Below are 14,608 nucleotides of genomic sequence, written 5' to 3' on the forward strand. Positions count from 1 at the left end.
GTCGCCCCTTTAATGCAGGCGGGGTTTCTTGAGCAGGCCGCGACGGTCGATGCTGGCGATCGCGACGGTCATCCGCCGCTCGTCTCTCTGCACGGAGAGGGTGACGCGGGCGCCGGCCGGCCCGTGACCGCGCAAGAACCGCCAGAGGTCGGCGAGGCTCTCCACCGCCTGGCCTTCCACCGCCAGCACCTCGTCCCCCTGACGGAGCCCGGCGACGTCCGCCGGCCCGCCTTCGGCCACGCCACCGATCACCACCCGCTCCTCATCCTCCATCGCATAGATGCCGAGCCAGGGCTGCGGCGGCCGGTCGACCTGGCCGAGGCGGGTCAGATCCCCCAGGATGCCGTGCAGGAGGTCGATCGGCACGACCATGTTCATGTCGAGCCGGTTGCCGCGCTGATCGTCCTGCTGGAGGCTGAGCGAACCGATGCCCAGCAGCTTGGCGTCCCGGCTGATGAGCGCGCCGCCGCCCCAGAAGGGATGGGCCGGCGCGGTGAAGAGCGCATCCTCGATGAGGTATTCCCAATACCCGGCGAATTCCTGGCGCCCGACGATCCGGGTTTCGATCGCCATGCGGCGGCCGCCGGCGGAGGCGAAGATGGCACTCTGGCCGACCTCGACATCGGCGCTGCGGCCGAGCGCGAGCGCCGGCGCCTGCAGCCGGCCGAGCGGCTGGACGAGGCCGAAGCCGCTCTCCGCATCATAGGCGAGCGCGTCACCCGCCAGCGTCTGCCCCTCCGCCGTCGTGATCCAGATGTCCTCGGCTTCCGTGATGAGATAGCCGATGGTGAGGATGAGGCCATCCTCGCGGATGACGACGCCGGAGCCCTCGCGCTCGGTGCCGAGGGCTGCGGCGGTGAAGGCATCGGCCGGGGCCGTGGCCCGCAGGCCGACGATGGAGGCGAAGGCCGCTTCGAGATCGACGCTGTAATGGGCGGGATCGGGCTGCAGTTCCGCCGGAATCGGCTCGGCTTTGGGCATGGCGGGTCCTCCGTCCGGGGCGGCATGGGCTGCCGCCTCTGCCATCATGATGCGGCCGGCGCAGGGAGCGGAGCGCCGGAGCGGATGCGGCATGATATGGGAAAGCAGCCTCCGGGCAACAGACGCGCGACGATCACCCGGAGGGGATTTGCGCGCAGCGCCAAAGCCGCTACAAACCGGGCGCCGGGCTTGGGGCCGCACATGGCCCTGCCCTGCCTCGCCACGGCGCCGGGTTAGCACAGCGGTAGTGCAGCGGTTTTGTAAACCGAAGGCCGGGGGTTCAAATCCCTCACCCGGCACCAGTGTCCGACTTCAGCTCACCAGCCAGCGATCCGCCGAGGATTGCAGATGCATCCGCATCGCGGCCTCCGCCCGCAGCGGGTCGCGCGCTTCGAGCGCCGTGACGATCGCCTCGTGCTCCAACAGAGCGCTGCGCCAGGTTACGCTCGAATCGAACTTGCTGCTCAGCACCTTGTGGATGCCGCCATGGCGGGCATCGAACAGATCGCCGACGAGCCGCGAGAGCACGCTGTTGCCGGCAAGCCCCGCGATGGCGAGGTGGAAATCCCGGTCCGGCTGCAAGGGGCTGTCCCCTGCCTCGATCCGGCGGCGCATCGCATCCAGCAGATCGCGCAGCCGCGCCACCGCCTCGGCCGCGCTGCGCGCGCAGGCGAGGACCACGACCGCCCCTTCCACCGCGATGCGCGCCTCCATAATTTCGGAGGGACTGTCGCCGAGCCCGGCATCCGGCGGCGCCCCCTTCTCGCCCCGGCCCGTGACGTAGATGCCGGAGCCCATGCGCACTTCGACGCTGCCGCCAATCTCGAGCGCGATGAGGGCCTCGCGCAGCGAGGGCCGGGAGACGCCGAGGATCTGCGCCAGTTCCCGCTCCGCGGGCAGGCGCGAGAGGGGCGGGAAACGGCCGGAGGCGATGAGCTGCCGGATCTGGCTCGCCACGGTCTGATAGAGCCGCTTCGCCTCAGGCGGTCTGGCCAATTCATCGTTAGAGAGCATCGTTCCCACCGATTTGCCAGCGCATGCTTGACTGGTAAGGCCAATCACCCCTAGCCTGATCCACAAGCGCCGTCCAGAGAAGGTGGCGCCGCGGAAGAGGAAACCTTCATGGGAGCAGCAGGCCTGGGCACCGCCCACGCAGGCAGGCAAGCCGCCGGCACGGAGCCCCTGCTGCGGCTGGAGGGGATCACCAAGCGGTTTCCCGGTGTGCTCGCGCTGGACGACGTCGGCTTCGACCTGCGGCGCGGAGAAGTGCATGCGCTGTGCGGCGAAAACGGCGCCGGCAAATCAACCCTCATGAAGATCATCAGCGGCGTGCAGAAGCCCGATGACGGCCGCATCATCTACAAGGGCGAAACGCGGACCTTCAGCTCCACGCTGGACGCGGAACGCGCGGGCATCGCCATCATCCACCAGGAACTCAACCTGGTGCCGCATCTCGACGTCGCGGAGAACATCTTCCTGGCGCGCGAGCCGCGGCGCGGCCCCTTCGTCGACCGGCGCCGGCTGCTGCGCGACGCAGAGGCCTGCCTGCAGCGGCTCGGTCTCTCCATCGATCCGCGTGCCTCGGTCCGCGCGCTCTCGGTTGCGCAACAGCAGATGGTCGAAATCGCCAAGGCACTGTCGATCAATGCCGAAGTGCTGATCATGGACGAGCCGACCTCCTCCCTCACCGAATCCGAAACCGCCGTGCTGTTCCGCGTCATCCGGGATCTGCGGCAGCAGGGTGTCGGCATCATCTACATCACCCACCGGCTGGACGAGATGGCTGCCATCGTCGATCGCGTGACGGTGCTGCGTGACGGGCGGATGGTCAGCACGAACGATTTGGCAGCGACGACGACGGACGAGATCGTCTCCCGCATGGTGGGGCGCTCGCTCGAAAAGAAATTCCCGCCCGCGACGCGCGTGCCGAGTGAAGACGTCATCTTCGCAGCCGAAGGGCTGAGTCGGAAGGGCGTGTTCGACGCGGTGAGTTTCACGCTGCGCCGCGGAGAAATCCTGGGCTTCGCCGGCCTCATCGGTGCCGGGCGCACGGAAGTCGCGCGCGCCATCTTCGGCGCCGACAGGCGTGACGGCGGCACACTGCGTCTCGAAGACCGCAGCCTGTCGATCACGCAACCGCGCCACGCGATCACAAACGGCATTGCCTACCTCTCGGAAGATCGCAAAAGCCAGGGTCTCGCCGTCAAGATGTCCGTCGCCGCCAATATGACGCTTGCCAATATTGGCGGTGTCTCCTCGCGCCTCGGCCTTCTCGATCATCGCCGCGAAGCGGAGGTGACGCGGGAATACATCGACCTGCTTGGCATCCGCACACCCTCACCACACCAGATCGTCCGCCTGCTCTCCGGCGGCAATCAGCAGAAGATCATCATCGGCAAATGGCTCTTCACCGGGTCCCGCCTGCTGTTCTTCGACGAACCCACGCGCGGCATCGACGTCGGCGCCCGCTATGCGATCTATGAGATCATGGATCAACTGGCGGCACGCGGCGTCGGCGTCATCCTCATCAGCTCCGACCTGCCGGAGATCCTCGGCATGTCGGACCGCGTCGCTGTTTTCCACGGCGGCCGCATCGCCGCCATCCTCAACACCCGCGAGACCGATCAGGAAGAGATCATGCACTATGCATCCGGACGCGGCGGTCTCAGCCGCCCGTCCTCTGCCGCACGGGCCGAGGCATGACGGGCGAGACCTCTCCCACCGCCCCCATGAGTCGCGGCGTGTCCACTGCCGATGAGAAGGCAAGTCCGGCTGCGGCGCGTGGCGGCTTGCTCGACCGCCGGCGTGAGCTGATCCAGAAATTCGCGGCCTTTTGCGGCCTCGTGCTGCTGGTCATCGCCTTCTCGCTGACGAGCCCCGCCTTCCCGACGGTCGACAATGCGCTGACGGTCAGCCTGCAGGTGACATCGATCGGCATTCTCGGCGTCGGCATGACCTGCGTCATCATCACCGGCGGCATCGACCTGTCGGTGGGGTCCATCCTGGCGCTCGCAGGCGTCGTCGCCGCGATGGCGGTGCAGGCTGGCCTCCCCGTCTGGCTCGGCTTCCTGTGCGGCATTTTCATAGGCGCACTCTGCGGCGTTGCCAACGGACTGCTAGTGACGCGCCTGCGGCTGCCACCCTTCATCGCGACGCTCGGCATGATGATGGTGGCACGCGGCGTCGCCCTGCAGATCACCGGCGCACGCGCCGTCTCAGGCCTCGGCCAGGGCTTTGGCGTGCTCGGCAACGGCTCGCTCTTCCGTGTCGAGACGATCGGCTCGGATGGCTTTCCGAACGTCGCCTTTCCCGGCATTCCCTATCCCGTCATCATCATGGTCGTTATCATGGTGCTGGTCTCACTGCTGCTCACGCGCACCGTGCTCGGCCGACACATCTACGCCGTCGGCTCCAATAGCGAGGCCGCGCGGCTTTCCGGTGTCAACGTGCCGGGCGTCACCCTATTCACCTATGTGCTGTCAGGCACGCTGGCTGGCGTCACCGGCTGCATCCTGATGTCGCGGCTCGTCACCGGCCAGCCGAACGAGGGTATCGGCTATGAGCTGGATGCGATCGCAGGCTCCGTCATCGGCGGCACCTCGCTGCTCGGCGGCATCGGCACCATCTCCGGCACTGCCATCGGCTCCTTCATCATCGGCATTCTGCGCAACGGCCTCAACATGAACGGCGTGTCCTCGTTCACGCAGCAGATCGTGATCGGCCTCGTCATCCTGCTCACGGTGTGGATCGACCAGCTCCGCAACCGTCGCTGACCCTTCAACCCCTTCCCGTCCAGACGGGACAATAAGGAGACAATAGGTGAAACGTCCCTCGCTTCGTGCCACTCTTGCCGCCGGTGTTGCAGCAGCCTTGCTCACCGCCTTCTCCCCGGCGCATGCCGCGGACAAGGAAATCGCCGTCATCGTCAAGACGGTCAATTCCAACTACTGGCAGAACGTCAACAAGGGCGCGCAGAGCGCCATGAAGGATGCCAACGGCTATACGCTCACCTTCCAGGGCCCGGCTTCCGAAGCAGCGGTCGCCGACGAAGTCAACATGGTCGAGAATGCGGTCAACCGGCACGTCGCCGGCATCGTCCTCGCCCCCTCCGACCCCGACGCCCTCATCCCGGCGGTGAAGGCCGCCTGGGAAGCGCATATCCCCGTCATCATCATCGATTCCGCGCTCGGCGATGCGGGCAAGCAGTATTACCAATCTTTCCTCGCGACCGATAACCGCAAGGCCGGCGAACTCTGCGCCGAGGCGCTTCTCGCCAAGACCGGCAAGGACGGCGAAATCGCCATCATGTCCTATGTCGCCGGCGTCGGCTCCGAAATCGGGCGCGACGGCGGCTTTGAGGACTACATCAAGGCCCATTCCAACCTGAAGATCCTCGGGCCCTATTACTCGCAGTCCCAGATGGCGACGGCGCTGAACCAGACGACGGACGTGCTGACCGCGCATCCGCATCTGAAGGGCATCTTCGGCGCCAACGAACCGACGGCCATCGGCATGGGCCGCGCGCTCAAGCAGTCCGGCCGGACGGACGTGGCGGCGGTCGGCTTCGACGGCAACAAGGATCTGCAGAACTTCGTGCGTGACGGCACGCTGCTCGCCATCGCCGTGCAGGGCTCCTACCAGATGGGCGAGAAGGGCGTGCAGACCCTGCTCTCCGTCCTGAACCATCAGCCGGTGCCGAAGCAGATCGACACGGGCGTCGTTCTGGTGACCAAGGCGAACATCGATTCGCCGGAAGCGCAGAACGTCCTCTACTGAGGCTGAGGCGCGAGGGACCGGTCGCCGCGTCGCGGCCGGTCCTCCTTCCTCCTTGCGCTCTCAGCGCGCGTAAGCCGCCCGGCTGCCGGCCTGCGCCCGCGCGGCGTTCCGCCCCGGTGCAGACGCACCGGCCTCGCCCTGTTCCGGACCAAGAACGAAGGTCGATACCAGACTGTGCAGCGCGTTCGCCTCCCGGTCGAGGTTGACGGCGGCAGCGCTCGTCTCTTCCACCATGGCGGCGTTCTGCTGTGTCACCTGGTCCATCTGATTGACCGCGGTGTTGACCTCCTGCAGCCCCGTCGCCTGTTCCTGCGCCGAGGCCGCGATGTCCGCAATCAGGCTGTTGAGTTTGGTCACCTGCTCCGCGATCATATTGAGGACCTCGCCAGTTTCACCCACCAGCCTGACACCGACTTCCACCTGCTGCCCCGAGGTGGAGATGAGTTGCTTGATCTCCTTCGCAGCCTCCGCCGAGCGCTGGGCGAGGGCGCGCACCTCCGTCGCCACCACGGCGAAGCCGCGCCCGGCCTCACCCGCACGCGCCGCCTCGACCCCCGCATTGAGCGCGAGGAGATTCGTCTGGAAGGCGATCTCGTCGATCACGCCGATGATGTTGCCGATCTGGCGGGAGGAACCTTCGATCCCTCCCATGGCGGCCACTGCATCACGCACCACCGTGCCGGACCGTTCGGCGCCCTGCCGCGCATCGGTGACGAGGCGTCGCGCTTCGCCTGCGCCCTCGGCGGTGCGCCGCACCGTCGCGGTGATCTGATCGAGGGCCGCCGCGGTCTCCTCCAGACTGGCGGCCTGATGCTCCGTCCTCTTCGAGAGATCGCCGGAGGCTTCCGAGATATCGGCAATGCCGCGGTAGATGGAGGTGGTGCTTGCCGAGACCTGGGACATGGCGGCTTGCAGAAGGCCGAGCGATTCGTTGAAGTCCCGCTTCAGGCTGGCGAATTCCTCGGTCATCTCCTCGGTGATGCGATAAGCGAGGTTCTTGGCGGCGAGTTCCGACAGCCCCTCCTCCACCGCCCGCACGGCGCGCACGCGGCCGCTCACGTCGGTCGCGAATTTGACCACCTTGTAGACGTGGCCGTTGAGATCGAAGAGCGGGTTGTAGGAGGCTTCGAGCCAGATTTCCTTGCCATTCTTGCCGAGCCGCTTGTATTCGGCGGCAAGGAACTCGCCGCGGGCGAGCCGCTCCCAAAACACCTTGTAATCGGCGCTTGCGGAGACTTCAGGTTCCACGAACATGCGGTGATGCTGGCCCACGACTTCCGGCAAGGTATAGCCGAAGGTGCTGAGAAACGGCCCATTGGCGGCCAGCACCACGCCTGCCGGGGTGAATTCGATGACGGCCTGCGCCTTGGAAATGGCCTTGACCTTGGCTTCGAACTCGGCGTTGCGAAGCTTCACCTCGGTCACCACGGTGGCCACCTTGATGACGCGGACGACCTTGCCACCCGCTCCGATGACGGGATTGTAGGTCGCCTGAATCCAGACCTCCTGACCACCTTTGCCGATGCGCTTGTATTCGCGGGCGTCGAACTCGCCGCGACGCAGCCGGTCCCAGAACTGGGTATAGTCGGCGGAGGCGGCATAGGTGGGTTCGACGAACAGGCTATGGTGCCGCCCGCGGATTTCCGCCCAGCTATAACCCATTGCTTGACAAAAATTCTCGTTGGCCCGAAGGATTTTTCCCCGCGGATCGAATTCGATGATCGCGAGGGAACGATCCAGAGCGCGCAAAAGACGCGTGGAGAGCGACGAGTAGCCAAGCATGATAGCATCCTCTACGAAACGTTTCGAGGGCCGATCGGGATGGCAACCTCTTCCGGAGCGATGAAGCTAGACAGAATTGTCTAATCCTTCGTGAATATCCTTTCCTAATCACCGCCTTAACATTGCCGCGAAGGCCAATTTTTTTACAGATTACTTAAAGAATAGGCTCCTCTATCGCCACAGTTCTGGTCCAGACGCCGCGTCCGTCGGGGCCGGACAGGGCCAACAGGGTGATTCTCGATAGCACCCGTCCGAAAGAAGAATGCCATGGCAGGAAGCAGCGACCGACGTGTCCGCATCTGGCCGCTGCGGGCTGGAGCGCTCTGCGCGGGCATGCTCGCCGTCGCGGCATCCGCCGTCTCTGCCGCCGCGGCGGCTACACAGGCTCGCACATCCGCGCTCCCTGCCCTCTTCACCCAGGGTGATGCGGATCGTGGGCGCCAAGTCTACGCGCAGAATTGCGCCGGCTGCCATGGAGCCGATCTCCGCGGCAAGATCGGTCCGGCGCTTCTGGGGCCCGCCTTCGGCTCCGCCCGAAACCACACCACCGTCGCGATCATGTTCAACGTCATCGCCTTCGAGATGCCGGCTGGCGCCCCGGCGAGCTTGCCCCAGGCCGACTATGCCGCCGTCATGGCCTATCTCCTGCAGCGGAACGGCTATCCGGCAGGCTTGCATGCGCTGACCTACACCGCGGCCCAGGCGGCGGACGTGCCCCTCGTTTCCCACCCGCGGGCCAGCCGGTAGGATCCCCTGCGCCGGAGGAGACTTTTCGTCTCCTGACCGCCCGCAAGCCGACACAATTGCCGTCCAGAAGGCGCGCCCTCGCCTCTTGGCGCAACCCTTGTTGCCATTTAAGAACCGCTTGGCCTGTCCTGCCGGCAGGGGAACGAACCCCGCGCCTGCCGATAAAAGAAGATCAACTTTGGCCGTTGCCTCGCCGCTTTCCTCCTCCCCGACCGGCCATGCCACACCGAAGGGGCGCTACCGCTGGCAAGCGCCAACCCGCCTCGGCTTGCAGGGGGCCATCGCGATCCTGCGCGCGCTTGGCCCGGAACGCGCCTCGCGACTGGCAGGGGCCGTCGCCGCCGCCATCGGCCCCCGCCTGAGCCCGTCACGCACGGCTGACCGCAACCTCGCCCTCGCCTTCCCGGACCTCGACGCTCCCGCCCGCCGCCGCATCATCAGCGCCGTCTGGCGCAATCTCGGCAGCAATGTCGGCGAATTGCCGCATCTCGCCGCCCTCAAGCGCACGGTCTCCGGCCCCGGCTGGGAGCTGGTGGGCGAGGAGCATCTGCCAAAGGGCCAGGCGATCTTCTTCTCAGCCCATTGCGGCAATTGGGAGATGATCCTGCCGGTCGCTTCCCAGCTCGGCCTTGCGGTATCGGGCGCCTATCGGCGGGCCTCCAACCCAGCGGTTGAGGACGTCATCCAGGCCCTGCGCTGCGCCGCCCATGGCAGCCATGTGACGATGTTCCCGAAGGGCGCCGCCGGCGCGCGCGCCGCCATCGCGCACCTCTCCCGCGGTGGCTCGCTCGGCCTGCTGGTCGACCAGAAGATGAATGACGGCATTCCCGTCCCCTTCTTCGGCCGCCCGGCCATGACGGCGACCGCACCGGCGCAATTTGCCCTGCGTTTCAACCTGCCGCTGATCCCCATCCGGATCGAACGGCTGGGCCCGGCGCGGCTTCGGGTGATCTGCGAAGCCGCGCTCGAAGTACCGCTGAGCGGCAACCGGACGGCGGACATCCAAGCTCTCACCGCCGCGCTGACCGCGCGCGTGGAAGATTGGGTGCGGGCCGATCCGGGCGCCTGGCTGTGGCTGCACCGGCGCTGGCCGAAAGCGGAACGACCGCCGAGTTGAACCGGCGGCGGTGGCGTGGCATGGGTGAGCTTCGGTCCGCTTTCGCGACAGGAACTTGCCATGAGACGCCTCGGCCTCGCCCTTCTTCTCGCAGCCTTCGCCGCGGGGACCGTATCGCTCCCCGCCGATGCCGGAACCTACGGTTGCAAGAAGGAAGACAAGCTGGCGAAGAACCACAATGGTGAGGACCCGACCCGGGCCGGCACCATCGGCGGCTGCGGCACCGGCCAGTACAAGCTGGACACCTACCAGCAAGACCAGAACACGTTGAAAAACCAGCAGATCATGACCGGGCCGAAGCGCTTGAACGGCAGCGACGGATTCTAGCTCCGGCTAGGCCCCGCTCATCATGGCGGCGGCCCCGGCCTGAACCTCGCCCAACTCGCCGCCGCGCAGCTCCCGCGCCGGTGCGGCCGTCGGCTCGGATGCCGGGGCCAGGCTATCGGGCGGCATCGGCATGGTCTTGAGCAGTTCTTCCGTCAAATATTCCGTCTCGATCCATCGCAGGACGAGTTCGATGACGGATTTGAGGTCCCGCAAATCCTTCTCCGCCCAGGGGCGCGGATAGGCCTCGCTGCCCAGCCATACGGCCCGCCGTGCCACGTCCCTGACGTTGACGTCGGTCACGTAGCGCTCGATGCAGACGGCGAGCGGCGCCTCCTCGATAGCCGAACGCTCCTCCGCGCGGCGCGAGATGAGATAATCCTTGATCAGGAATTCCAGCGCCTTGCGGTAGCCGACACCGGCAAGCTGCTGCAGCCCCTCCGCCTCGGCGCAATAGCATTCGCGGAACATCTCGGCGTAATTGGTGGAGATGCGCTGCACGAATTGCGGCAACTCGGGCACCAGGACTTCCCGCGGGCGGCAGCGCAGGAAGGTGTAGAGCCCGTTCCGCTTCTCGTAATAGCCCAGGAAATATTCCCGGCAGGCATCGCTGGGGCAAACGTAGACGATGGTGAGGTTGCCGTCATAGACGCGGCCGCCCGCGCCGCCGGTCATCACGTTCGGGGTGATGCGCGTCTGGCAGATCGGGCAAGTATCGGGGCGACGATCGATCGTGACCTGGCCGATGCCGGCGAGGTTGAGGACGGAGGGCATGCGTCGAGGCTCATATCTTGTTGCGGATCATTCCGGAAAGCGCATGAGTCGCTCCACCTTTACCCCGCGAAGATTAACAGGGGTAAAAGAGGGGCGCCGGACCGGAGCCTGACCGCGCCCGAGATCGGCTGGCCGCGCGGCCTCAGGTCGGGGCCGGATAGGAGATCGCCAGCACCTCGATGGTTTCCGGCCCGCGCGGGGTGCGCACGGTCACCTCATCGCCCACACGCGCGCGCAGCAAACTGAGCGCAATGGGCGACCCGATGCTGATCTTATTCTCGGCCATGTCCGCCTCGTCCACGCCGACGATGGTGACACGCTTTTCCTCGTCCCGCTCGTTGACGAAGGTGACGGTCGCACCGAAGAAGACGCGATCGCGCTGGCTCTGGGCCGCCGGGTCCACCACCTCGGCATGCGCCAGGCGGCGGGTGAGAAAGCGCAGCCGACGGTCGATTTCGCGCAGGCGGCGCTTGCCCTCCTTGTAGTCCGCATTTTCGCTGCGATCGCCATTGCCGGCTGCCCAGGCGACGATCTCAACCACGCGATGCCGCTCTTCGCGCCGGGCGGCGAATTCGGCCTCGAGCCGCGCGAAGCCTTCCGGCGTCATGTAGAACTTGCCGCCCGACAACCGGGGCGGACCGTCATCCTCGTCTTCGTCGTCGAAGGCCATCATCCAGCCGCATCATTCATCGGGGGCGCACCATAGACAGGCCCCGGCCGCCCGCCAACGCCCACGACTTCTGGCTTCTTCTCCTTTTCGCAACCTTTTGATATGCAGAGTAACGTTTCAGCAACGCTCGTGCCTAATGCTGCCTCCTGATGGTTCGGGGCTCCGTTTCCATGGCTCGACTCTTCCGCCGCTTCGGCTACGGCCTCTTCTGGGTCATGTCCGGCTATTTGGCCCTGATGCTCGTCATCGCGCTCAGCGAGCAAGGCCAACCCACGGATGATCTCGCCGTGAGTGCTCAGGCCCCCGGGCTCTACCCGGTCTGGTATCAAAATGCCGGATTGCAGAACGCCGCCCAGATCGGCGTGTTCGTCTATCCGGTCGCCGCCCTCGCGCTGCTGCTGGCGGCCGTCCTGCGCGGCCGAGCGGGGCAGAGAGCGCCGGTGACAGCTGAGCGCCTCGCCGATTGGCCGGCGCCTGAGGCGGATGTGGCGGCCGTGGCCGCAAGCGCTGCGCCCCCGCGGGCTACCGGGCTGAGCGACCCAGCCACGCTGTGCCGGGTGGACCGGCTCCTCGTCATTCGCGGCATCGGCGCGGAAGCGGCCGATCTCTTTGGAGTGTCGCCCACGGCGCTGATCGGCCAGCCGCTGCTGCCCCAGGTGATGCCGCAGGATGCGCCCCGCCTGCAGCAGGCGGTGGCAGCCGTCCATGCCGAACCGACCCGGCCCGTTCTGCTCGAGATTCACGTCCACCAGCCTGACGGCACGGTGCTGAAGGTGCGGGTAGAATGCCATCCTCGCCAGGGTGCCGAAGGCCCTGAGACCTTGCTGCGCCTGCTGCCCGCCGCCGAACGCGGCTCACTCGGGGATCAACTCGCGGCCGTCTGGTACTGAGCGCCTCGGGCCAAGCCCTCCTCCACGCAAATCCGCGGGAAACAAGACCGTAGGGGTGCGGTATTTATCGAACCGTCCGAAACGCCTAAGTTCGGCGAAAGGCCGCCCCTGCGCGGCCCGAGGCCAGATCAGGACAAAGAGAGATGACCGAGACCTCCCCCGGCTACGTGCCGCCCAAAGTCTGGAGCGCGCCGACGGCCGCAGGCGGCGCCTTCGCCAACATCAACCGGCCGACCGCCGGCGCCACGCACGAGAAGGACCTGCCGATCGGCCGGCACCCGCTGCAGCTCTATTCGCTCGCCACGCCGAACGGCCAGAAGGTCACCATCATGCTCGAGGAGCTGCTTGCCCTCGGCCATGCCGGCGCGGAATACGACGCCTGGCTGATCAACATTCGCGAGGGCGACCAGTTCTCCTCGGGCTTCGTGCGCGTCAATCCGAATTCCAAGATCCCCGCGCTGCTCGACCGCAGCGGGGAAACACCGGTGCGCGTCTTCGAATCAGGCTCGATCCTGCTGTATCTCGCAGAGAAGTTCGGCGCGCTGCTGCCCAAGGATCTTCTCGGCCGCACCGAAGCGCTCAACTGGCTGTTCTGGCAGATGGGCTCCGCCCCCTATGTCGGCGGCGGCTTCGGCCATTTCTACGCCTATGCGCCGGAGAAGTGGCAATACCCGATCGACCGCTTCACCATGGAGGTGAAGCGCCAGCTGGACGTGCTGGACCGCCACCTCGGCGAGCACCGCTACATGGCGGGCGAAGACTATTCCATCGCCGACATCGCGATCTGGCCCTGGTATGGCGGCCTCGTGATTGCCAACCAGTATAATGCGGCTGAGTTCCTCTCCGTGCAGGACTACAAGAACGTGGTTCGCTGGGCGCAGGCGATTGCCGAGCGGCCGGCCGTGAAGCGCGGCCGGCGGGTGAACCGCGTGATGGGCCCCGAAGAAGAGCAGCTGGCCGAACGGCATTCGGCCGCCGATCTCGACTGATGGGCGAAGGGGCGCTGCGGCGCCCCTTCCCGCTAGCGCGGCGCCTGGGTGACGATGACGTTCCAGGAGCTGGGCTTGAGGCGGGCGGTGATGCGCTCGCCCTCGACCTGAACCTCGGCGAGCACCCGCGGTGCCACGGCATTCGGCCGCTCGCGGGTATTCATGGCCTTCAGCTGCGCATCATGCACCTCCGTCGCCGAGACGAGGCGGCGGTCACGGCCGAGGCCGCGCAGATCCGCCGACAGATCGAGCGTCTCGTCCAGATGGCGGTTCATGGCGAAGATCGCGGTGGTGCCGTCCGCCGGATTATCCACGACGCATGACAGCAGATAGGGGATCTCCGGGAAGGATTTCGCGGCATAGGCCGGGCTCTCGACCTGCGTGCGCATCACCCGGCCATGCCCATGGCGGCTGGCGAGGGCGAAGGGGTGGAAGATCGTCTGCCGCCAGGCGGCGCCGCCCGGCTCCGTCATGATCGGCCCGATCACGTTGACGAGCTGGGCGAGACAGGCCGCCTTGACGCGATCGGCATTGTTCATCAGCGCGATGAGCGCGCCACCGACGATCAGAGCATCCTCGACGTTGTAGACTTCCTCGATCAGCCGCGGCGCCTCCGGCCAGCCGGGCCGACGCATATGCTCGATCTGATGCGTGCGATACCAGACGTTCCATTCGTCGAAGGACAGCATGATCTTCTTCTGCGAACGCCGCTTGGCGGCGACCGCATCGGCGATCGCCACCACCTCGCGAATGAAGGTGTCCATCAGCTCGATGACGCCGAAATACTCGCGCATGTCGTCCGCGTCATTCCGAAAATAGGTATGCAGGGAGATGAAGTCGACCTCGTCGAAGCAATGGTCCAGCACTTCGTATTCCCAGGCGCCGAAGCTCGGCATGCTGCGGTGGGAGGAGCCACAGGCTGCGAGCTGCACGGTGGGATCGACCCAGCGCATGACCTTGGCGGTTTCCAACGCAGCCCGGCCGTATTCCGCGGCTGTCTTGTGGCAGATCTGCCAGGGCCCATCCATCTCGTTGCCGAGACACCAGAATTTCACGTCATGCGGCTTTTCCCAACCATGGGCGCGCCGCAGATCGGATAGCTGCGAGCCTCCGGCATGGTTGCAGTATTCGAGGAACTGCCTTGCCTCGTCCGGCCCCTTGGTGCCGAGGTTGACGCCGAACATCGGCTCGATCTCCGCCTTGCGGCACCAGTCGATGAATTCGTTCGTGCCGAATTGATTGGTCTCCGTCGAGAACCAGGCAAGGTCCCGGCGCACCGGCCGCTGCTCCTTCGGGCCGACCCCATCCCGCCAGTCATAGCCGGAGAGGAAATTGCCGCCGGGATAGCGGATGATGGTGGGCCCGAGTTCCCGCGTCAGCTCCAGCACGTCGCCGCGGAAGCCCTGGGCATCCGCCGTCGGGTGGCCGGGCTCGTAGATGCCGGTATAGACGCAGCGGCCCATATGCTCGACGAAGGCGCCGAAGATGCGACGATCGAGATCGGCGAGCACGAAGTCGCGGTCTACCACGAGACGGGCATGCGGCATGGCGGTTTCTC

At 66.3% G+C, this 14,608-nt stretch carries 14 protein-coding genes and 1 tRNA gene; 9 read left to right on the plus strand and 6 right to left on the minus strand.

Features of this window, described 5'->3' with window-relative positions:
* Nucleotides 1-9 precede the first annotated feature (9 nt).
* Nucleotides 10-981 carry a S1C family serine protease gene (locus tag ACYQ6W_RS01775; RefSeq protein WP_459673191.1) on the minus strand — a complete coding sequence of 324 codons (972 nt, stop codon included), beginning with the start codon at nucleotides 979-981 and terminating at the stop codon, nucleotides 10-12.
* Nucleotides 982-1,208: 227 nt separating this feature from the next.
* On the opposite strand from ACYQ6W_RS01775, the gene ACYQ6W_RS01780 reads away from it, so the two are divergent.
* Nucleotides 1,209-1,283 (plus strand) — tRNA-Thr (locus ACYQ6W_RS01780).
* Between the two features lie 10 nt (nucleotides 1,284-1,293).
* Here ACYQ6W_RS01780 and ACYQ6W_RS01785 read toward each other — a convergent pair.
* On the minus strand, nucleotides 1,294-1,995 hold the full coding sequence (locus ACYQ6W_RS01785; protein WP_459673193.1) for a FadR/GntR family transcriptional regulator: 702 nt from the start codon (nucleotides 1,993-1,995) through the stop codon (nucleotides 1,294-1,296).
* Between the two features lie 108 nt (nucleotides 1,996-2,103).
* Between ACYQ6W_RS01785 and ACYQ6W_RS01790 the strand changes: the two genes are divergently transcribed.
* From ACYQ6W_RS01790 to ACYQ6W_RS01800, 3 genes are read left to right on the plus strand one after another with little or no spacing between them, the layout of a single operon-like run.
* On the plus strand, nucleotides 2,104-3,684 hold the full coding sequence (locus ACYQ6W_RS01790) for a sugar ABC transporter ATP-binding protein (RefSeq protein WP_459673194.1): 1,581 nt from the start codon (nucleotides 2,104-2,106) through the stop codon (nucleotides 3,682-3,684).
* Between the two features lie 38 nt (nucleotides 3,685-3,722).
* Nucleotides 3,723-4,754 (plus strand): ABC transporter permease, encoded by a 1,032-nt coding sequence (locus tag ACYQ6W_RS01795; RefSeq protein ID WP_459673196.1) that lies wholly within the window; start codon nucleotides 3,723-3,725, stop codon nucleotides 4,752-4,754.
* 46 nt (nucleotides 4,755-4,800) lie between these two features.
* The gene (locus ACYQ6W_RS01800; RefSeq protein WP_459673197.1) at nucleotides 4,801-5,757 is read left to right on the plus strand and encodes a substrate-binding domain-containing protein; all 957 of its coding nucleotides are present in this window, start codon (nucleotides 4,801-4,803) and stop codon (nucleotides 5,755-5,757) included.
* 60 nt (nucleotides 5,758-5,817) lie between these two features.
* On the opposite strand, the gene ACYQ6W_RS01805 is transcribed toward ACYQ6W_RS01800, so the two are convergent.
* Nucleotides 5,818-7,539 carry a methyl-accepting chemotaxis protein gene (locus ACYQ6W_RS01805; protein ID WP_459673198.1) on the minus strand — a complete coding sequence of 574 codons (1,722 nt, stop codon included), beginning with the start codon at nucleotides 7,537-7,539 and terminating at the stop codon, nucleotides 5,818-5,820.
* A gap of 267 nt (nucleotides 7,540-7,806) precedes the next feature.
* Here ACYQ6W_RS01805 and ACYQ6W_RS01810 point away from each other — a divergent pair, with 267 nt between their 5' ends.
* The 3 genes from ACYQ6W_RS01810 to ACYQ6W_RS01820 all read left to right on the plus strand — a co-directional run bounded on the left by ACYQ6W_RS01810 (nucleotide 7,807) and on the right by ACYQ6W_RS01820 (nucleotide 9,730).
* Nucleotides 7,807-8,286 carry a c-type cytochrome gene (locus ACYQ6W_RS01810; protein WP_459673200.1) on the plus strand — a complete coding sequence of 160 codons (480 nt, stop codon included), beginning with the start codon at nucleotides 7,807-7,809 and terminating at the stop codon, nucleotides 8,284-8,286.
* A 268-nt stretch (nucleotides 8,287-8,554) separates the two neighbouring features.
* Nucleotides 8,555-9,403, plus strand: coding sequence for a lysophospholipid acyltransferase family protein (locus ACYQ6W_RS01815; protein ID WP_459673435.1), 849 nt, complete (start codon nucleotides 8,555-8,557; stop codon nucleotides 9,401-9,403).
* Between the two features lie 60 nt (nucleotides 9,404-9,463).
* On the plus strand, nucleotides 9,464-9,730 hold the full coding sequence (locus tag ACYQ6W_RS01820; protein ID WP_459673201.1) for a hypothetical protein: 267 nt from the start codon (nucleotides 9,464-9,466) through the stop codon (nucleotides 9,728-9,730).
* Nucleotides 9,731-9,736: 6 nt separating this feature from the next.
* On the opposite strand, the gene ACYQ6W_RS01825 is transcribed toward ACYQ6W_RS01820, so the two are convergent.
* Nucleotides 9,737-10,501, minus strand: coding sequence for a hypothetical protein (locus ACYQ6W_RS01825; RefSeq protein ID WP_459673202.1), 765 nt, complete (start codon nucleotides 10,499-10,501; stop codon nucleotides 9,737-9,739).
* Between the two features lie 142 nt (nucleotides 10,502-10,643).
* Nucleotides 10,644-11,171 carry a transcription elongation factor GreB gene (greB, locus tag ACYQ6W_RS01830; protein WP_459673436.1) on the minus strand — a complete coding sequence of 176 codons (528 nt, stop codon included), beginning with the start codon at nucleotides 11,169-11,171 and terminating at the stop codon, nucleotides 10,644-10,646.
* A gap of 170 nt (nucleotides 11,172-11,341) precedes the next feature.
* On the opposite strand from greB, the gene ACYQ6W_RS01835 reads away from it, so the two are divergent.
* On the plus strand, nucleotides 11,342-12,061 hold the full coding sequence (locus ACYQ6W_RS01835) for a PAS domain-containing protein (RefSeq protein ID WP_459673203.1): 720 nt from the start codon (nucleotides 11,342-11,344) through the stop codon (nucleotides 12,059-12,061).
* A gap of 143 nt (nucleotides 12,062-12,204) precedes the next feature.
* Nucleotides 12,205-13,050, plus strand: a complete 846-nt coding sequence (gene yghU, locus ACYQ6W_RS01840) for a glutathione-dependent disulfide-bond oxidoreductase (protein ID WP_459673204.1) — start codon at nucleotides 12,205-12,207, stop codon at nucleotides 13,048-13,050.
* A 32-nt stretch (nucleotides 13,051-13,082) separates the two neighbouring features.
* Here yghU and arfA read toward each other — a convergent pair whose 3' ends face one another.
* Nucleotides 13,083-14,597 carry an arabinosylfuranosidase ArfA gene (arfA, locus tag ACYQ6W_RS01845; protein WP_459673206.1) on the minus strand — a complete coding sequence of 505 codons (1,515 nt, stop codon included), beginning with the start codon at nucleotides 14,595-14,597 and terminating at the stop codon, nucleotides 13,083-13,085.
* Between the last annotated feature and the right edge of the window lie 11 nt (nucleotides 14,598-14,608).

The organism is Acidisoma sp. 7E03 (genome assembly GCF_054665075.1).